Below are 18,919 nucleotides of genomic sequence, written 5' to 3' on the forward strand. Positions count from 1 at the left end.
GCGGCCGGGACATCGTCCCGGCCGCCTCTCTCGTGTCCTGGATGCGTCAGCGCATCTTTCCGCCGCGCGGCATCCGCATGCCCTTGGGCATCGGGCCCTTCGGCAGCGGCATGTTGCTCATCAGGTCGCCCATCGCGCGCAGCCGGTCGTTGGTCGAGGTGACCTGCGGGCCGCTGAGGACGCGGGGCAGCTTGAGCATCGTGGTGCGCACCTTCTTCAGCGGCACCTGGCCCTCGCCGTTGCCGACCAGGATGTCGTGCACCGGGACGTCCACGACGATCCGGTTCATCTTCTTCTTCTCGGCCGCGATCAGCGTCCTGACCCGGTTCGGGTTGCCCTCGGCGACCAGCACGATGCCGGCCTTGCCGACCGCGCGGTGCACCACGTCCTGGTTGCGGTTCATCGCCACCGCGGGAGTCGTGGTCCAGCCGCGCCCCACGTTCTGCAGGACCGCCGCGGCGGCGCCCGGCTGGCCCTCCATCTGCCCGAAGGCCGCCCGCTCGGCGCGGCGTCCGAAGACGATCGCCATCGCCAGGAAGGCCAGCAGGAAGCCCAGGATGCCCAGGTAGATGGGGTGGTCGATCAAGAAACCGATCGCGAGGAAGACACCGAAGGTGACGATTCCCACAGCCGCGACGACAAGACCGACCCTGGGGTCGGCCTTACGGGTCATCTTGTACGTCAGGGCGATCTGCTTCAGTCGCCCGGGGTTCGCAGCAGCGTCAGCGCTGTCTGAGTGTGCCTTCCTCGCCATACCTGAAGTTTACGTGGCCTAAGACGTGCGGGGAGCCACGGCCTCCAGAACGTGCTGGGCCTCGACGCGGTCCTTGGCCCGGCGCCGGTCCTCCAGCACCGCGGCCCAGGCGTTGCGGCGGGCGGTGCGCTGGCCGCCGCCGAGCAGCAGGGACTCCATGGCGCGCAGGGCGTCGGTGACGGACGGGATGGCTGTGGCGATCACGGGACGTACCGGTGCGGCCTGCATGCTGGAGGTCGGCATCGTGAAGGTCCCCCCTCGGGGCGGGAGTCGATGAGTGGGAGCTGTGCGTACATTCAGCGTCACTGTTCGGTGTTACCAGGGCATGACGAGGTGGTCAAACGCCGATGAAACACCGATGGGCGCCCTGCGAAGCCGTCGCGAACGCGGACGCGGCCCGCACCACGTCCCCGACCTGCGGGGAGGATGCGGGCCGCGCCCAACTGGCCTTTACTGGCCGGTAGTTGCTTGTGCCTGAATTCACACGGCCTGGGCGGCCTGCGCGGAGTCGGTGGCCGTCGCGGTACCCCGGGCCTCCATCGCCTGCTGGAAGAGGCGGCCGGCGCGGTACGACGAACGGACCAGCGGACCGGACATGACACCGGAGAAGCCGATCTCCTCGGCCTCCTCCTGCAGCTCGACGAACTCCTGCGGCTTCACCCAGCGCTCGACCGGGTGGTGGCGCACGGAGGGGCGCAGGTACTGGGTGATCGTGATCAGCTCGCAGCCCGCGTCGTGCAGGTGCTGCAGCGCCTCGCTGACCTCCTCGCGGGTCTCGCCCATGCCGAGGATCAGGTTCGACTTGGTGACCAGGCCGTCCTCGCGGGCGCGCGTGATGACCTCGAGCGAGCGCTCGTAGCGGAATCCGGGGCGGATGCGCTTGAAGATGCGCGGCACCGTCTCGACGTTGTGCGCGAGCACCTCGGGGCGGGAGGAGAAGACCTCGGCCAGCTGCTCGGGCACGGCGTTGAAGTCGGGGATCAGCAGCTCGACCTTGGTGCGGCCGGCCTCGCGGCCGGCGGTCTGCGCGTGGATCTGGCGCACGGTCTCGGCGTACAGCCAGGCGCCGCCGTCCTCCAGGTCGTCGCGGGCGACGCCGGTGATGGTGGCGTAGTTCAGGTCCATCGTGACGACGGACTCGCCGACGCGGCGCGGCTCGTCACGGTCGAGGGCCTGCGGCTTGCCGGTGTCGATCTGGCAGAAGTCGCAGCGGCGGGTGCACTGGTCGCCGCCGATGAGGAACGTGGCCTCGCGGTCCTCCCAGCACTCGAAGATGTTGGGACAGCCCGCCTCCTGGCAGACCGTGTGCAGACCCTCGCTCTTGACCAGTTTCTGCAGCTGGTTGTACTCGGGGCCCATCTTCGCCCGGGTCTTGATCCACTCGGGCTTGCGCTCGATGGGGGTCTGGCTGTTCCGGACCTCCAGGCGCAGCATCTTGCGTCCGTCGGGTGCGACTGCGGACACGACCGGCTCCCTACAGCTTCGATTCTTCGGCGAACACCAGAGTACGCCCGTTAAAAGTGCGGCCTTACGTGTGGCCAACCCGTGGCCAGAGGGACGCATTCCCCAGGGCCGCCGGCAGCCGTCAGGCGGACGCCTTCTCGATCACGCGGGGCTGCGGCTCCGCGTTCTCCAGGACGTCGCGCAGATGCCTCTCCAGGACCGGGAGCACCTCCTCGATCGTGATGTCACGGCCCAGCTCGTTCGCGAGCGAGGCCACGCCCGCGTCGCGGATGCCGCACGGCACGATCCGGTCGAACCAGGTGTTGTCCGGGTTCACGTTCAGGGCGAAGCCGTGCATCGACACGCCCTTCGCGATCCGGATGCCGATCGCGGCGAGCTTGCGGTCCTCGCGGCGCTGGCCGGCGTTGGAGGGGGCGTACTCCGGCCCGTTCATGCGCGGGTCGAACTCCTCGTCGTGCAGTCGCGGGTCGAAGTCGAGCGAGAGCCCGCCGAGCGAGGGACGCTCGTCAGCGCTCTCGGTCGCGCTCCGCCTCGACTCCGCTTCGGCCGGGTGTCCCTCCCTCGTTCCTCGGTCGGAACCCCCAACCTGCGCTGCATCTCGGCTGCGCCGCTCCATCGGGTCCCCGAGCACCCACACGCCACTGCGGCCCTCCACCCGGCTCGTCTCGACGCCGAACTCCGCGCAGGTGCCGATCAGCGCGTCCTCCAGGCGGCGGACGTGCGCGATGACGTCCACCGGGCGCGGCAGCTTCAGGATCGGGTAGCCCACCAGCTGGCCGGGGCCGTGCCAGGTGATCTTCCCGCCCCGGTCCACGTCGATGACGGGCGTGCCGTCCAGGGGGCGCTCGCTGTCCTCCGTGCGCCGCCCGGCCGTGTAGACCGGCGGGTGCTCCAGGAGCAGACAGGTGTCCGGGATCTCGTCCGCGAAGCGGGCGGCGTGGACCTCGCGCTGCTTCTGCCATGCCTCCTGGTACTCGACGGCGTCCTCGCCGAACCCCAGTCGGACGAACCGCAGCTCACTCACGGCTGTGCCTCCTCGAACCTTCGCCCAGCAGTAATCCGGGCCCATGCCACTGTACGGCGGCCTGGAAACCGGTGACCGGGCAGGTGGCTTCCGCCCTGCGTCCGTCAGCGCGGCTGTCATTGCCGCCGCCAATCCTCACACGATCGGATGAATGTGGGGCGAAGGCGGCGGAATGGCCGGGGCGGGCCGCTAAATTCGCGCCGTTCCTCCCCCAGGGCTTCTCCCCCAGAGCTACGCCTGGGGGGACCCCAGGAGGTACCCCCATGGGCTGCTCCCGGCCCGGAAGGCAGGAGACCCGACAGCAGATGACGGAACGAGCCCCACAGCGCACCCCCAACCGGCAGCTCGCCGCGCTCATCGCGGAGGCGGGCTTCTCCCATGCCGGGCTCGCCCGCAGAGTCGACCAGCTGGGCCTCGAGCACGGCCTCGACCTGCGCTACGACAAGACCTCCGTCACGCGCTGGCTGCGCGGTCAGCAGCCGCGCGGTACGACCCCGGCGCTGATCGCCGAGGTGTTCACCCGGCGGCTCGGGCGGCGGCTGTCCGCCCAGGACCTCGGCCTGGACGCCTGCGCGCCGGTCTACGCGGGCCTGGAGTTCGCGGCCACGCCCGAGGAGGCCGTGGACATCGTCAGCGGGCTGTGGCGCAAGGACTCCGGCAGCCACGCCGAACTGCGGAAGATCGCGTTCACCCCGGCCGGTCTGGTCGTGCCGAGCCGGGACTGGCTGATCGGCCGCGCCGACGAGCGGGTGGGCCGCGGTGAGACGGCGCACAGCGGCGCGGGCCGGGTTCCCCTCCAGGGCGGCCGCGTCACCGTGCCCCGGCAGCGCGGCACCGATCGCGGACCCGGCCAGAAGGTCTCCGGCGGCGACATCTCCGCCCTGCGGTCCGTCGGCGAACTGTTCCGCGCCCTCGACAACGCCTACGGTGGCGGCCACGCCCGGCAGGCCCTCGTGCGCTACCTGGAGCACGAGGCCGAGCCGATGCTGCGCGGCACGTACGGGGAGGCGCTGGGCCGCCGGCTCTTCGCCGCGGCCGCCGACCTGACCCGGCTCGCCGGGTGGACCTCGTACGACATAGCGGCACACGGCCTCGCCCAGCGGTACTTCGTCCAGGCCCTGCGGCTCTCGCAGGCGGCGGGGGACCGGGCGTACGGCTCGTACGTGCTCGTCACCATGAGCCGCCAGGCCGTCTACCTCGGGCACGGCCGCGAGGCGGTCCAGCTGACCCGGGTCGCACAGCAGGGCGTGGGCTCCTCGGCACCGCCGCTGGTGCAGGCGCTGCTGAACGCCGCCGAGGCGCGGGCCCACGGGGTCCTCGGCGAGGCGCGGGCCTGCAACGCGGCCCTCGCCCGCGCGGAGCGCGCGCTGGAGTCGGCCAGGCCGGGCGACGACGTGCCGCACTGGGCGAGCTTCTTCGACGAGGCGCAGCTCGCCGACGAGATCGGGCACTGCCACCGTGATCTCCAGCAGTACCGCTCGGCGGTCCAGCACGCGGAGCGCTCGCTCCGGCTGCGGGCCCCCGCCTTCGCCCGCAGCCGGCTGTTCTGCCGTGTGGTCCTCGCGACGGCGCGCCTGGGCCTGGGGGAGCTGGAGCAGGCGTGCGCGCTGGGGGCGGAGGCGGCGCTGCAGGCGTCGGAGATGCGGTCGGCGCGGGCGTCGGAGTACGTGCGGGAGTTCGAGCGCCGCCTGGAGCCGTACCGGGACGCGAGCCCGGTCCGCACGTACCGCGACCGGGTGGCGGCGCTGGGGTGACGTCCCGCCCCGGGCGGGTGACGCCCGCGGCGGTGCCCTCAACCGCCGGCGGGGCTGACAAGTCAGCCGCGCCGCGATTGAGGCGCTGGGGCTCCCCCCACGCCCGCAGGGCGTAGGGGGCGGGTTCGGGGACGGAGTCCCCGGGTCAGGCGCGCGCCCCCCGGACCTGGACCTCCGCGAGGGACAGCGGATTCGTGGACGACGCCAGCCGCACCCGCACGTACCGCGCGTCCGTGCCCGGCGGCAACGTCACCGTCGTCGTGCGGCCCGCCTGGGACGTGACGTGGACCGCCGTGACGCCGGGGGCGCTGCGTGCCGCGTCCAGGCCGTCCGCCGTGAACGGGTTCGCCGAGGCCGGCATCCAGAGGTCCTTCAGCCGGTCCGCGCAGCAGTCCGTGCGGTTCCCCACCTGCACCTGGTCCACGCGCGCGCTCGTGCCCAGGTCCACCTGCCACCACGCCTGGTTCGACGGCTCCGCGGTGTCCGTCACGGAGCCGCTGCCGAAGGCGCCGTCCGTGTTGCCGTCCACGGCGCGTGAGGCGGGCGCGTCCCAGGCCGCCGACTTCTGCGTCGCGAGGCGCAGCACGATGTCGCCGGCGGCGGCCCGTTCGGTCGCCGAACCGATCCGGGGTGTGAAGCCGCTGGTGCGCGTGATCTCGCCGCGCAGCTGCTCGGCGAGCTCCCGCACCGACTGGCGTGCGGGGCCAAGGGAGAGGTCGGATGTATCGCTTGGACTTCTGGGGCGAGTCGTCCGAGGGCGGTGGGCCGCCCCGGGTGACTCAGGCCGCCGCCTCCAGCGCGGGCGTCACGCAGCCCGGCCGGATGCCGAGGTCCGACAGGAGCGCGTGCGCGGCCCGGCGGCCCGAGACCAGCGCGCCCTGGACCGTCGCCGTGTCCCGGTGGTCGCCGCAGACGTAGAGCCCCGCCAGCACACGCACCGGGCGGCGCAGGTCGTGCGGCGGCTTCATCTCCGGTACGCCCGCGGCATCGTGATGGACGCTCAGGAGATCCCAGTCGTTCGTCGGCGTCCCGTACAGCGTCGCCAGGTGGCGTCGCACCTGCCGGTCCACGTCGTCCGGCAGGCCCCCCACCACCGTGGAGGAGATCAACGCCCTGCCCTCGGGGGCGCGGGACGGGTCGACCTCGCTCATCACCGCCGTGTGCGAGACGGGCCCGACGCGGTCCGCGTCCAGGACCAGCGACGGATCGGTCAGCGGAGGCTCCGGCGCGGTGTGATGCACCACCGTCACCGGCCGGAACGAGGGCACGCGCAGCCCCGGCAGCAGCTCCGCCGCCGTGCGCGCCTCCGTGGCGACCACGACGGAACGGCAGCGGAACTCGCCGTGCTCCTCGGTCGTGACCCTGTTGGTCGCGATGTCCGTGACCCGTGTGCCCGTGCGGACCGTCCCCTCCGGCAGCGCGGCGGACAGCAGTTCGGGCAGGGCGGACGCCCCGCCCGCCGGGACGCACAGCCTGCCGCGCGCGTAACCGCGCAGCACCAGGTCGGCGCACCGGCTGGAGGTGGTCAGCTCCGGGTCGCACAGCAGCGCGGCCAGCAGGGGGCGCAGGAAGCCGTGCACCGTACGGGCGGGCAGTCCACGGCTGTGGAGGGCGTCGGCGGCGGCGCGTTCCGGCCGGGCCAGCACCCGCCGTACGGAGGTGCCCGCGAGCCGCGCCAGCGACGCCCCCAGCCGGGCCTGGTCGAGATGCCGCGGCCGAGGGGCGCTCGCGAGGGCGCGCGCGACGGTGAATGCGACCCCTACGCCCCGGGTGGCGTGCGGCGACGTCCCGACCTCTCCGGTCCGCTGGAGCCGCCCCTCGGCGTGCACGAGCACACCGGGCGAGAACAACCGCAGTTCGGCGTCGCGCAGCGCGGTGATGCGCCGCAGCTCCGGGAACGCGGTACTGAGCAACTGACCTGCGCGGTCGAGCCGGAATCCGTCGACCCGCTCGGTGGCCATGCGCCCGCCCACGACCGGGGCGGCCTCCAGGACCCTGACCGTCACCCCCGCACTGGTGAGCCGATGAGCTGCCGAGAGTCCGGCGATCCCGGCCCCGACGATGACGACGTCCGCGTGATCCGCATGCTGAGCGGTGCTGAGCACGTGCCCCTCCCCGAGGTCGGCGCGGCTGGTGGGAACCTCATGCCCCCATCAGGCCCGTGGAATACCCGAGTTCGCACCGAGACTAGGAACCGGGACCCCGACCTGCAGTCGCGCACACGACGGAGCACCGGAGCGCGGGGGCGCACGGCGCTGGTCGTCCGTCGTTCGCGGGCGGCGGTGATGCGCGCGTGGCGGGCGCGACGTCGTCGGGGGCCATGGGCCGCCGTCCGGGAGCGTCTCGGTGCGCAATCCGGTCGGTGAGCCGCACGGCGCGCTCCAGGCCCAGGGGCGGGATGCCCTTTCGGACGGTGCGTCCGAGTCGGCTCCTGCCGGTATCGGCCGACGCGTTCACCACGTCGGCCGATACCGGCGGTTCGGCAGGGGCGAGGTCAGGCCGCGACCTCCGCCCGTGCACCGGCCCGGGGCTCCTGCCGTACGACACGCCGGCGCCGGGACGGCATGCCCGCTGTCGGGTTGGCGACGCCCCAGGCCGCGCCCTTGCAGATCAGTTCCTTGTAGAGGGAGGCCACGCGGCCCGTCAGGGCCCTGTCGACCGCTCGGTCGTCGGCCGTGACGAACTGGACCAGGCCCTCCTTGCGGCCGAGGGAGACGCACTGCTGGAAGTAGCGGATGGAGACGTGGGGGACCTTGGTGGCGGCGAGGCGGGCGGCGATGGCGTCGGCGGCCTGCCAGGCCATGGGGACGCCCGAGGCGCAGGACATCCGCAGCGGCTTGTCGTTCGGACCGATCGCCATCGCCGCGTCACCCACGGCGTACACGTCCGGGTGGGAGACCGAGCGCATCGTGGTGTCGACCACGATCTGGCCGCGGTCGGTGACCTCCAGGGTGGTGGCCCGGGCGATCGGGTGGACGGCGAAGCCGGTGGTCCACACGGTGACCTCGGCGGGGATGGTCCGGCCGTCGGCCGTCGTCACGCCGTCCGCCTCCACGGCGGTGACCGCGGCGTGTTCGTGGACCGTGATGCCGAGCTCGTCCACCACCTTCCGCAGGTGGGCGCGGCCCTTGTCCGAGAGCCAGTCGCCGAGGGCGCCGTGTGCGGCCAGGGCGACGTCGAGGTCCGGGCGGGTCTCGGCGATCTCGGTCGCGGCCTCCAGGCCGGTCAGGCCACCGCCGACCACGACCACGGGCCGGCCGGCGTCCAGGGCCGCCAGGCGGTCGCGGAGGCGGAGGGCGCCGGGGCGGCTGGAGACCTCGTGGGCGTGTGCGGCGGCGCCGGGGACGCCCCCGTCGTTCCAGCCGCTGCCGAGGGCGTAGACCAGAGTGTCGTACTCCAGTTCCTCCCGCTCGGAGCCGGGCGCGGCGGCGACCGTCACCGTCCTGCGGTCCACGTCCACGGCGGTGACCTTCGCGAGCTTCAGTGCCACGCCCGTGCCCGCGAACATCTCGCTGAACGGCCGGTGCCTGAGGTCCTGGCCGGCCGCGAGCTGGTGCAGCCGGACGCGCTCGACGAAGTCGGGCTCGGGGTTGACGAGGGTGATGGTGACGTCCTCGCGGTGCAGCCGCCTGGCGAGGCGGCCGGCGGCGACGGCTCCGGTGTAGCCGGCTCCGAGGACGACGATGCGGTGCTGCATGGGCCTGCTCCTGTCTGCGAGGATTCCGCCGCTGTCTTGGCGGTTTCGCCACTTGAACCGGGCAGCCCTGCGATTCCTGACAGGATCAGGATGTGAAGCACGTCACATCGACTCAGAGGGTGTAGAGCGGGGTGCCCCCGTGGTCCGCGGCGGCCCACTGCTCGGTCGCGCGGACGAGCTTGTCGGGGTTGACCTGGCTGCGGACCGCGGTGATGCCCTCCTCGGTGACCTCCAGGCACGTGATCGCGACGACCCGGCCGTCCACGACCGCCACGATGGCGGGCTCGCCGTTGGCGGTCGTGGCGTAGATCTCGGGCGCGCCGCCGACGTAGGCCCGCTTGGCCTCGCTGGGCTTGAACAGGCCGCGCAGCAACTTCGCGACGGCGACCGCGCCCTCGAACGCCTTCGCGCGTGCCGGGACCTTCCCGCCGCCGTCGCCTACCGAGACGGCGTCCTGGGTGAGCAGGCGTATGAGGGGTTCGGTACGGCCGCTGGTCGCCGCGGCCAGGAACTCCTCGACGATCCTCCGGGCGGCGGCCTCGTCGATCTCGGTGCGCGCCTTGCCGTTTGCGACGTGCTTCTTGGCCCGGTGGTAGATCTGCTGGCTGGCGGCCTCGGTGACGTCCAGGATCTCGGCGATCTCCCGGTGCGGGTAGTCGAAGGCCTCACGCAGCACGTACACCGCCCGCTCGTTGGGCGACAGGCGCTCCAGCAGGACGAGGACGGCGTACGACACCGACTCGCGCTGCTCGGCGGTGTCGGCCGGGCCGAGCATCGGGTCCCCGGCGAGCAGCGGCTCGGGGAGCCACCTTCCCACGTACGTCTCACGCCGGGCACGTGCCGAAGCGATCATATTGAGGCAGAAGTTGGTGAGGACCTTCGTCAGCCAGGCCTCAGGCACCTCGATCCGCTCGACGTCAGCCGCCTGCCAGCGCAGGAACGTCTCCTGCACGGCATCCTCCGCCTCACTCGCCGAGCCGAGCAGCCGGTAGGCGATGGCCTCCAGCCGGGGCCTCGCAGCCTCGAACCGGTCCACGTCACTCATGATCAGGGCCATGCCCGCGATCCTAGTCGCCCCAGGGCGGAACGGCAGGCGGGACAGCGCGCCCCGGTCAGCATCCGGGCCTGGTCCAGGAGTTGCGGGGTCACGACGTCCGGGGCGGCAGCGGCCGCGCGAAGTCCCACTCGGCATCGGACAGTTCATGGCGACACATCACCCGACCGCGATCCACCAGCCGAGATCACATCGACGACAGACCCCAGTCAGCGCAGGGCCGCGCGGATGGCGTCGTCGATGTGGGGGAACGCGAACGAGAAGCCCGACTCCAACAGGCGTACCGGCAGAGCGCGTTGGCTGCTCAGGACGTCCGCGGCCATCTCGCCCAGCACCAGCCGCAGCGCCGGCGTCGGGACCGCGAAGAGTGCCGGGCGGTGCAGGACCCGGCCCATCGCCTCCGTCACCTCGCGGTTCGTCACCGGCTCCGGCGCCGTCAGGTTCACCGGGCCCGACAGCGACTCCGTGTCCAGGATGTGCCGCAACGCCGCCACCTCGTCGTGCAGCGCGATGAAGCTCCAGTACTGGCGCCCGCTGCCGAGCCGTCCCCCGAGCCCCGCCCGGAACAGCGGGAACATCCGGCCCCACGCGCCGCCCTCCCGCGCCACCACCAGGCCGGTGCGGGCGAACGCCGTACGCACGCCCGCCTCCTGCGCGGGCGCCGCCGCCTCCTCCCACTCCACGCACACACCCGGCAGGAAACCTTCCCCGGGCGGCGCGTCCTCGTCCACCGGGCGGTCCCCCGTGTCGCCGTAGAAGCCGACCGCGCTGCCGCTGACCAGCACCTTCGGCGGGGTGTCCAGCGAGGCCACCGCCTCCGCGATCGCCGCCGTGCCGAGCACCCGGCTGTCGCGGATCTCCCTGCGGTACGCCTGCGTCCAGCGGCGGTCGCCCACCCCCGCGCCGGCGAGGTGCACGACCGCGTCGCAGCCCACGAGGCCCGCGACGTCGACGTACTGCCGCCGCGGGTCCCACTCGACCTCGTCCCCCGCCCTGGACGGGTGCCGTACCAGCCGCACCACCTCGTGCCCGTCCGCACGCAGCGAGCGCACGAGCGCCTTGCCGATGAGCCCCGAGGCGCCGGTGACGGCGATACGCGATCTCTGCATGGCCCCATCCTGCCCCGCCCGTACCGCATGGCACAGTTGCCCCCATGCCCGAGCCGCACACACGTCCCGCGATACCCCCGGCGATACGTCCCGCGCGCGCCGCCGACGACACGGCCCTCGGCGAACTCGACCGGGCGACCTGGTCGCCCCTGCACGCCGTGCAGCCGCGGCCCGAGCCCCCGTACGGGCCGTTCTTCGACGCCACCCACCGGCCCGAGGACTTCCTGGTCACCGAGGACACCGACGGCACGCTCCTCGGCTACATCCGCCTCGTGCGGCCGACGCCCCTCGCCTGCAACCGGCACGTACGCCAGATCGAGGGCCTCGCCGTGGCCGACCGGGCGCGGGGCCGCGGCGTCGGCCGGGCCCTGCTGCGCGCGGCGTGCGACGAGGCGCGCCGCCAGGGCGCCATCCGTCTCACCCTGCGCGTCCTCGGCCACAACGTCCCGGCGCGGGCGCTGTACGAGGCGGAGGGCTTCAGGGTCGAGGGCGTGCTGCCGGGCGAGTTCCTGCTGGAGGGGCGTTACGTGGACGACGTCCTGATGGGCCGTTCCCTGAAGGCGTGACCCGCGCGGACGTACCGCCGGGCGGTCAGCCGCCGAAGCGTTCCCACAGGCGCGGGAGGCGCCGCGCCAGCGCCGCGTCGTCGTCGAAGGCGAACGGGACGCCCGCCGGCTCGGTCGCCTGCGCCGGAATGCCGAGGTCCGGCGCGTCGACACCGGTCAGCTGCTCGTACGCCTCGTCCGCCGCGTACCCCAGCTCCTCGCCGTCTCCGTCGATGTCCTCGTCGAAGTCGTCCAGAAGCTCCGCCAGCGAGTCGGGGTCGTGCACCGCGCCTTCGAAGACCTCGCGGCCCTGGCCGATGAGCCAGCAGCGGAAGTAGTCGAACGCGTCGTCGCTCGCGCCGCCGAGCAGCACGGCCGCCGCGCCCCACAGGTCCCATGTGTACGCGCGGTTGTAGCGGGCCTCGAAGTGCCGGGCGAAGTCCAGCACGGAGTCGGGATCGAGCTGCAGCAGCCGCTCGACGAGCAGCTCGGCATGGTCCTCGGGGTCGCCCTCGGCGGCCTCACGGGTGCTGTCGACGATTTCCCAGAACTCCGTCTCGTCCATCACGGGACAAGCATCGTGTCTGGGGGAGGGCGGCGCACGCGGAGCCGGGGAAAGCGGCCGTATCGAGATGAGCGGTCCATCGGGGCGATGGGCGGCAATGCCGGACAGAAGGTGTCGGGATTCCGTGCGACGGTCGCTCCATGACGACGAACGAGCCGTTGAACGGATCCGTGGACACGCCCCTGCACCACCCTCCGCAGGAGGCGCCGGCCGGCCCCCCGGACCGGCCGCTGCACGGCAGGATCGCGCTGGTCGCGGGCGCGACCCGGGGCGCGGGCCGCGCCATCGCCGTGGAACTCGGCGCCGCGGGCGCCACGGTCTATGTGACCGGCCGCACCACCCGGGAGCACGTCAGCGAGGTGGGCCGCGCGGGGGAGACGATCGAGGGGACCGCCGAACTCGTCACCGCCGCGGGCGGGACGGGCATCGCCGTCCCCACCGACCACCTGGAGGCCGACCAGGTCCGGTCGCTGGTCGAGCGCATCGACCGCGACCACGGACGCCTGGACATCCTGGTGAACGACATCTGGGGCGGGAACTTCCTGCTCGACTTCGACACCAGGATGTGGGACGTCGGCCTCGAGCGCGGCCTGCGCATGATCGACCTGGGGGTGCGGACGCACATCATCACGAGCAGCATCGCGCTGCCGCTGCTGGTACGGGAGCCGGGCGGCCTGGTCGTCGAGGTGACGGACGGCACCGCGGAGACGAACAGGGAGCGCCGCGAGAACTTCTACTACGACCTTGCCAAGAACGGGCCGATCCGCATGGCGTACCTCCTCGGCGAGGAACTGAAGGAGATGGGCGCGACGGCGGTGGCGGTCACCCCGGGGTTCCTCCGCTCCGAGGAGATGCTGGACATCTTCGGCCTCACGGAGGAGACCTGGCGGGACGGCATCGCCAAGCAGCGGCACTGGGCGCTGTCCGAGTCCCCGGCGTACCTGGGCCGCGGCGTGGCGGCCCTGGCCGCCGACCCGGACCGGGCCCGCTGGAACGGCGCATCGCTGGACAGCGGCCGGCTGGCCAAGGAGTACGGCATCACGGACACGGACGGCAGTCGCCCGGACGTCTGGGGCTTCATGCTGGCGGAGAAGGCGGGCGAGAGCCCGCGCGTGGACGCGTACCGCTGAGCCAGGGCCCGGGGGGCATCGCGCCTCTCGGGCCCCGCCCGGCGCAGGCGCCCGGGGCCGCGGGCGGCGTGCCTGCTTCACCGCCCCGTGGCCGGTGCCGGCGCGCCCGGTGGTCTGCCTCGGCGGCGCGGGGCCGTCAGGCGTACAGGTCGCGCAGCCGCGTCGCCGTCGTCGCGAAGCGCTCCCGGAGCGCCGCCGGTCTCAGGACCTCCACCTCCGCGCCCAGCGTCAGCAACTGCGAGTACGCCACGTCCAAGGACTCCACCGGGAGCGTGAGCGTCACGCGGCCCCCGGCGTCCGGCGGGGGCGCGGCGGCGAGCGCCTCCTCGGCCACCGAGCGGTCCGTCACGTACGGCAGGCGCTCCGCGCCCGCCTCCGTCACCCGCACCACCACTTCCGCGCGGAGGATGGAGCGCGCGAACTCGGCCGCGCGCTCCGCCCAGAAGCCGGGCAGGTCGAAGTCCTCGTCCCGTTCGAAGACCTCCCCGTCCGCCTCCACCGCCGAGAACCGGTCGATCCGGTACACCCGGAACGACCCCTCCGCGCGGGCGCACAAGTACCAGACGCCCGCCTTCAGCACGAGACCGTACGGTTCCAGCTCCCGCTCCACCTCGGTGTCCCGGCGGCGGTACGACGCCCGGATCCGGTGATCCGCCCACACCGCCTCCGCGATCAGCGGCAGCAGCTCCGGCGTCCGCGGCTCCTGGTACCAGCCGGGCGCGTCCAGATGGAACCGCTGCGCCGCCGAGTGCGGGGCGTCTCGCAAGGACGGGAGCAGCGCCGCGGACACCTTCAGGCGCGCCGCGGAGGCCGCGTCCTGAAGGCCCATGTCCCGCAGCGCGCCCGGCAGTCCGGACAGGAACAGGGCCTCGGCCTCGTCGCGCCCGAGGCCGGTCAGCCGGGTGCGGTACCCACCGATCAGCCGGTAGCCCCCGCTCCGCCCACGGTCCGCGTAGACCGGCACCCCCGCCTCGGAGAGCGCGAGCGCGTCCCGCGTCACGGTCCGCTCGGACACCTCCAGCTCCCGTGCCAGCTCGGCCCCGGTCATGGAGGACCTCGCCTGGAGGAGCAGCACCATCTTGATCAGCCGGGCAGCGCGCATGGAGGCATTGTCGCGCAGCTCAGGCCAGCGGCTCCTGGAGCTCCGTCACCCACTTCTCCTTGTCCTGCGGGCACTCCAGGTAGACCTCCCGGGCGTACCCCGCCGAGCGGTGCCCGCCCGCCTCGATCCACTGCGCCAGGTTCTGCGCGGTGGGCACGATCGCGTCCATCGGACCGCGGTGCACGATTGTCGCCGCCCGCTCGACGGCGGGGAGATCGACCACAGTGAAGCCCGTGCCCGGTGCCTGGCCGGCCGAGACGGTGCACCCGGCGTGCACCAGGATCGCGCCGTCGCCCTCGGGCGCGTCCTCGTAGTACGCGATACCGGGCCCGGTCGGAGTGACGCCCGCCGCCTTCAGGCGGCGGAACAGCTCGTCGTACAGCGGGCTGATCACGGGGCCGATGTGCTCCGGCCCGTAACCGGCGGCGACGGCGGTCAGCTCGGCGACCCGCACCGCGGGGGTGCTCTTGATCACGACGTCCTGGGTGGGCATGCGGCCCTCGCTCTCGATCGACCGGAGCCTCGCCTCGACCTGCGCCAGCCGCGCGGCGGCCGCCGCCATCGACTCCTCGAGTTCCGCCTGCCGCAGTGTGAGCATTCCGCGCAGCTCCTCCGTGCTCACGCGGTCCTCCAGGATCTCCCGCACTTGTTGCAGGGTGAAGCCGAGATCCTTGAGGGCGACGAGACGGTTGAGGCGGGCGAGCTGGGCCGCGGAGTAGTAGCGGTAGCCGGTGAAAGGGTCGGTGTGTTCCGGCCGCAGCAGCCCGATGGCGTCGTAGTGGCGCAGCATCCGGGCCGACACACGGCCGTGCCGGGCGAAGTCTCCGATGGTGAACATGACGTCTCCCAGTGCACGGCTTCACACGGTGTCAGGGTCAAGCATCACGCGGAGGCCCCCGGCGACAGCGGGCGGTCGCCAGGGGCCTCGGAGCCTGCCTTACAGGGCCTGCCTCACAGGCCGTAGCGCTCGCGCGCCTCCTTCACGGCCGAGGCCGGGACCTCGCCGCGCCGGGCCAGCTGGGCCAGCGCGGCGACCGTGATCGACTGCGCGTCGACGCCGAAGTGGCGGCGCGCGCCCTCACGCGTGTCCGACAGACCGAAGCCGTCCGTGCCGAGCGACGACCAGTCCTGCTCGACCCACTGGCTGATCTGGTCGGGCACCTGCCGCATCCAGTCGGAGACGGCCAGCACCGGACCCGGAGCACCCTCCAGCGCCTGGGTCACGTACGGCGTGCGCTGCTCGCCGCGCAGCAGGGCCTCGTCGGCCTCCAGCGCGTCGCGGCGCAGCTCGCCCCACGAGGTCGCGGACCACACGTCGGCGGCCACGTCCCAGTCGGCGGCCAGCAGTTCCTGGGCCTCGAGCGCCCAGTGGATGGCCGTACCGGAGGCGAGCAGCTGCAGGCGCGGCGCGTCCGCCTCGGCCGAGCCCTCCTTGAAGCGGTACAGGCCCTTGACGATGCCCTCCTCGACGCCCTCCGGCATGGCGGGCTGCGGCTTGGGCTCGTTGTAGACCGTCAGGTAGTAGAAGACGTCCTCCGCGTCCGGACCGTACATCCGGCGCAGACCGTCCTTGACGATCACCGCGACCTCGTACGCGAAGGCCGGGTCGTAGTTCAGCGACGCCGGGTTCGTGGCGGCGATCAGGTGCGAGTGGCCGTCCGCGTGCTGGAGGCCCTCACCGGTCAGGGTCGTACGGCCCGCCGTCGCGCCCACGATGAAGCCCTTGCCGAGCTGGTCGGCGAGCTGCCACATCTGGTCGCCGGTCCGCTGCCAGCCGAACATCGAGTAGAAGATGTAGAACGGGATCATCGTCTCGCCGTGCGTCGCGTACGACGTCGCGGCGGCGATGAAGTCGGCCATGGCGCCGGCCTCGGTGATCCCCTCGTTGAGGATCTGGCCGTCCTTGGCCTCCTTGTAGTACATCAGCTGGTCGCGGTCGACCGGCTCGTACGTCTGGCCCAGCGGCGAGTAGATGCCCGCGGACGGGAACAGCGACTCCATGCCGAAGGTGCGGGCCTCGTCCGGGACGATCGGCACCCAGCGCCTGCCGGTCTCCTTGTCCCGCATCAGGTCCTTCATCAGCCGGACGAAGGCCATGGTCGTGGCCATCTCCTGCTTGCCGGACCCCTTGTACAGGGCCGTGAACGCGCGCTCCTCCGGCTGCGGCAGCGACGCCGCGTGGACCCGGCGGGCCGGGGCGGGCCCGCCGAGGGCGGCGCGGCGCTCCTGGAGGTAGCGGACCTCGGGGGAGTCGGCGCCCGGGTGGCCGTACGGCACGAGGCCGTCGGCGAAGGCGCTGTCGGCGATCGGGAGCCCGAGCAGGTCGCGCATGCCCTTGAACTCGTCGATCGTCAGCTTCTTCATCTGGTGGTTGGCGTTCTTGGACTCGAAGCCCTTGCCGAGCGTGTAGCCCTTCACCGTCTGGGCGAGGATCACGGTCGGCGCGCCCTTGTGCTCGACGGCCGCCTTGTACGCCGCGTACACCTTGCGGGCCTCGTGGCCACCGCGGGAGGTGTAGAAACACTCGGCGATCTTCGCGTCGGTGAGCAGCTTGGCCAGCTCGACGAGCGCGGGCTCGGCGCCGAAGAAGTGCTCGCGGATGTACGCGACGTCGCGGGTCGCGTACGTCTGGAACTGCGCGTCCGGCACCTCGCGGAGGCGGCGGACGAGGGCGCCGGTGGTGTCGAGCTGGAACAGCTCGTCCCAGGCCGAGCCCCACAGCGATTTGACGACGTTCCAGCCGGCGCCGCGGAACTGGGCCTCCAGCTCCTGCACGATCTTGAAGTTGGCGCGGACCGGGCCGTCGAGACGCTGCAGGTTGCAGTTGATGACGAAGGTCAGGTTGTCGAGCCGCTCGCGGGAGGCCAGGGCGAGGGCCGCGGTCGACTCGGGCTCGTCCATCTCGCCGTCGCCGAGGAACGCCCAGACGTGGGAGTTCGCCGTGTCCTTGATGCCGCGGTTGTGCAGATAGCGGTTGAAGCGAGCCTGGTAGATCGCGGAGAGCGGGCCGAGACCCATGGAGACGGTGGGGAACTCCCACAGCCAGGGCAGGCGGCGCGGGTGCGGGTAGGAGGGGAGGCCGTTGCCGCCCGCCTCCTGCCGGAAGTTGTCGAGCTGCTGCTCGCTCAGCCGGCCGTCGAGGAACGCGCGGGCGTAGATGCCCGGGGAGGCGTGGCCCTGGATGTAGAGCTGGTCGCCGGAGCCGTCGCTCTCCTTGCCGCGGAAGAAGTGGTTGAAGCCGGTCTCGTAGAGCCAGGCCGCGGAGGCGAAGGTGGCGATGTGGCCGCCGACGCCGAAGCGGGAGCCGCGGGTCACCATGGCGGCAGCGTTCCAGCGGTTCCAGGCGGTGATGCGCGCCTCCATCTCCTCGTCGCCCTCGAACGCGGGCTCGGCGGAGGTGGGGATGGTGTTGACGTAGTCCGTCTCCAGCAGCCGGGGCAGGGCGACGCCCGCCTTCTCGGCGTGCTGGAGGGTGCGGCGCATCAGGTACGCGGCGCGGTGCGGGCCGGCATGCTCCGCGACGGCGTCGAGGGACGCCGCCCACTCGGCGGTTTCCTCGGCGTCACGGTCCGGGAGCTGGTCGAGCTCGCTCGGAAGCTTGCCTACGGGGTCGGTCATGATCGCCGCCTTCCGGACAGGAGGGGGTGGAGAAGGGGGTGCCGTGTCTGGCAGGACAGGGCGAGGGTTGGTGAACCCGTCGACGACTGTAAGTCTCTGATCGATGATCGATCAAAGCCTGGGGAGAAATTGGCATCCGGTGCCGCAAAAGTGGGCACCCTGTGCCGCGGCGAATAGGTCTTTTCCGGGCGCTCGGCGCCCGGCCCCGGGCAGCGTGACGCTCGACCACCACGTACCGCCCGGCGGGGGTAGGGACGCGCAGGGGTCGTGTTCGGGACATAAGGCGTCGTCGGTCACCGCAACGCACGTTCGTGACAGCAGTCCCGCATTCGAGCCCCGGAGCGGCCCGACGCCGCGGCCACGGATCAGGCCGTGCCCGAGAGGCCCGTCGGGCCATGCGGGGTGGCCACACCCGGGGAGGCGTAACCCGGAAGCCCGCGCCGTCAGGCGCGAGGGGCGCAGCCCAGCACGTGGGACTTCACCAGCGTGCCGATCGACGGGTCGCGCCTGCGGAACGCCTCCACCAGCTCCTGGTGCTCCTCCGCGTACGACTTCTGCACCGTCCCCAGCCACCGGATCGACAGCGCCGTGAAGACCTCGATCCCGAGCCCCTCCCAGGTGTGCAGGAGGACCTTGTTGGACGCGGCACGCACCAGCTCGCGGTGGAACGCCACCGTGTGGCGGACCTGGGCCGCCGAGTCGCCCGTGCGGTCCGCCTCGTACAGCGCCGTGACGTGCGGCTCCAGCGCCGAGCAGTCGTCCGCCAGCCGCTCCGCGGCCAGTTCGGCCGCGATCTGCTCCAGGCCCGCCCGGACCGGGTAGCTCTCCTCCAGGTCGGCGGCCGTCAGATTCCGTACCCGCACACCCTTGTTGGGCGCCGACTCGATCAGCCGCAGCGACTCCAGCTCGCGCAGCGCCTCGCGCACCGGGGTCTGGGAGACCTCCAGCTCGGTCGCGATACGGCGCTCGACGATGCGTTCCCCGGGCTTCCAGCGGCCGCTGACGATCCCCTCCACGATGTGCTCGCGGATCTGATCGCGCAGCGAGTGGACGACCGGGACGGTCATGGAGCGCTCCTTAAAGCCGCGTCGACCTGTGACCCC

General features: G+C 72.6%; 16 protein-coding genes and 2 pseudogenes. 3 read left to right on the plus strand and 15 right to left on the minus strand.

The window, feature by feature from the left end:
• Positions 1-46 precede the first annotated feature (46 nt).
• The 5 genes and pseudogenes from ACWD0A_RS28450 to lipB all read right to left on the minus strand — a co-directional run.
• Positions 47-754, minus strand: coding sequence for a DUF4191 domain-containing protein (locus ACWD0A_RS28450; RefSeq protein WP_451302651.1), 708 nt, complete (start codon positions 752-754; stop codon positions 47-49).
• 18 nt (positions 755-772) lie between these two features.
• Positions 773-982: an SCO2195 family GlnR-regulated protein gene (locus ACWD0A_RS28455; RefSeq protein WP_451302718.1), complete on the minus strand. Its 210-nt coding sequence runs from the start codon at positions 980-982 to the stop codon at positions 773-775.
• Between the two features lie 252 nt (positions 983-1,234).
• Positions 1,235-2,218: a lipoyl synthase gene (lipA, locus tag ACWD0A_RS28460; RefSeq protein WP_307715860.1), complete on the minus strand. Its 984-nt coding sequence runs from the start codon at positions 2,216-2,218 to the stop codon at positions 1,235-1,237.
• 121 nt (positions 2,219-2,339) lie between these two features.
• Positions 2,340-2,723 (minus strand): annotated as a pseudogene (locus ACWD0A_RS28465) (lipoyl protein ligase domain-containing protein); the annotation flags it as partial.
• A 96-nt stretch (positions 2,724-2,819) separates the two neighbouring features.
• A pseudogene (gene lipB / locus ACWD0A_RS28470) lies at positions 2,820-3,362 on the minus strand (lipoyl(octanoyl) transferase LipB); the annotation flags it as partial.
• A gap of 185 nt (positions 3,363-3,547) precedes the next feature.
• Between lipB and ACWD0A_RS28475 the strand changes: the two are divergent.
• The gene (locus tag ACWD0A_RS28475; protein WP_451302653.1) at positions 3,548-4,996 is read left to right on the plus strand and encodes a regulator; all 1,449 of its coding nucleotides are present in this window, start codon (positions 3,548-3,550) and stop codon (positions 4,994-4,996) included.
• Positions 4,997-5,141: 145 nt separating this feature from the next.
• Here ACWD0A_RS28475 and ACWD0A_RS28480 read toward each other — a convergent pair whose 3' ends face one another.
• The 5 genes from ACWD0A_RS28480 to ACWD0A_RS28500 all read right to left on the minus strand — a co-directional run bounded on the left by ACWD0A_RS28480 (position 5,142) and on the right by ACWD0A_RS28500 (position 10,856).
• Positions 5,142-5,684, minus strand: a complete 543-nt coding sequence (locus ACWD0A_RS28480) for a galactose-binding domain-containing protein (protein ID WP_451302655.1) — start codon at positions 5,682-5,684, stop codon at positions 5,142-5,144.
• Positions 5,685-5,775: 91 nt separating this feature from the next.
• On the minus strand, positions 5,776-7,101 hold the full coding sequence (locus tag ACWD0A_RS28485) for an NAD(P)/FAD-dependent oxidoreductase (protein WP_451302657.1): 1,326 nt from the start codon (positions 7,099-7,101) through the stop codon (positions 5,776-5,778).
• Between the two features lie 389 nt (positions 7,102-7,490).
• Positions 7,491-8,693 carry an NAD(P)/FAD-dependent oxidoreductase gene (locus ACWD0A_RS28490; RefSeq protein ID WP_451302659.1) on the minus strand — a complete coding sequence of 401 codons (1,203 nt, stop codon included), beginning with the start codon at positions 8,691-8,693 and terminating at the stop codon, positions 7,491-7,493.
• A gap of 112 nt (positions 8,694-8,805) precedes the next feature.
• A complete protein-coding gene (locus ACWD0A_RS28495) occupies positions 8,806-9,750 on the minus strand; it encodes an RNA polymerase sigma-70 factor (RefSeq protein ID WP_451302661.1) in 945 nt (314 codons plus the stop codon).
• A gap of 206 nt (positions 9,751-9,956) precedes the next feature.
• Positions 9,957-10,856: a TIGR01777 family oxidoreductase gene (locus ACWD0A_RS28500; RefSeq protein WP_451302663.1), complete on the minus strand. Its 900-nt coding sequence runs from the start codon at positions 10,854-10,856 to the stop codon at positions 9,957-9,959.
• A gap of 44 nt (positions 10,857-10,900) precedes the next feature.
• Between ACWD0A_RS28500 and ACWD0A_RS28505 the strand changes: the two genes are divergently transcribed.
• Complete coding sequence (locus ACWD0A_RS28505) at positions 10,901-11,422, plus strand: N-acetyltransferase family protein (protein ID WP_451302665.1); 522 nt, start codon at positions 10,901-10,903, stop codon at positions 11,420-11,422.
• A gap of 25 nt (positions 11,423-11,447) precedes the next feature.
• Here ACWD0A_RS28505 and ACWD0A_RS28510 read toward each other — a convergent pair whose 3' ends face one another.
• Positions 11,448-11,966: a DUF4240 domain-containing protein gene (locus tag ACWD0A_RS28510; RefSeq protein ID WP_451302720.1), complete on the minus strand. Its 519-nt coding sequence runs from the start codon at positions 11,964-11,966 to the stop codon at positions 11,448-11,450.
• Between the two features lie 140 nt (positions 11,967-12,106).
• On the opposite strand from ACWD0A_RS28510, the gene ACWD0A_RS28515 reads away from it, so the two are divergent.
• Positions 12,107-13,096, plus strand: coding sequence for an SDR family oxidoreductase (locus tag ACWD0A_RS28515; protein WP_451302667.1), 990 nt, complete (start codon positions 12,107-12,109; stop codon positions 13,094-13,096).
• Positions 13,097-13,232: 136 nt separating this feature from the next.
• On the opposite strand, the gene ACWD0A_RS28520 is transcribed toward ACWD0A_RS28515, so the two are convergent.
• The 4 genes from ACWD0A_RS28520 to ACWD0A_RS28535 form a co-directional block, all read right to left on the minus strand.
• Positions 13,233-14,198: a helix-turn-helix transcriptional regulator gene (locus ACWD0A_RS28520; protein WP_451302669.1), complete on the minus strand. Its 966-nt coding sequence runs from the start codon at positions 14,196-14,198 to the stop codon at positions 13,233-13,235.
• A 19-nt stretch (positions 14,199-14,217) separates the two neighbouring features.
• Entirely contained in the window at positions 14,218-15,036 is an 819-nt protein-coding gene (locus ACWD0A_RS28525) for a MerR family transcriptional regulator (protein ID WP_451302671.1), read from the minus strand.
• A gap of 113 nt (positions 15,037-15,149) precedes the next feature.
• Entirely contained in the window at positions 15,150-17,816 is a 2,667-nt protein-coding gene (aceE, locus tag ACWD0A_RS28530; RefSeq protein WP_451302673.1) for a pyruvate dehydrogenase (acetyl-transferring), homodimeric type, read from the minus strand.
• Positions 17,817-18,259: 443 nt separating this feature from the next.
• Positions 18,260-18,883 (minus strand): GntR family transcriptional regulator, encoded by a 624-nt coding sequence (locus tag ACWD0A_RS28535; protein WP_307715874.1) that lies wholly within the window; start codon positions 18,881-18,883, stop codon positions 18,260-18,262.
• Positions 18,884-18,919 lie beyond the last annotated feature (36 nt).

This window comes from Streptomyces sp. NPDC002867 (genome assembly GCF_053591895.1).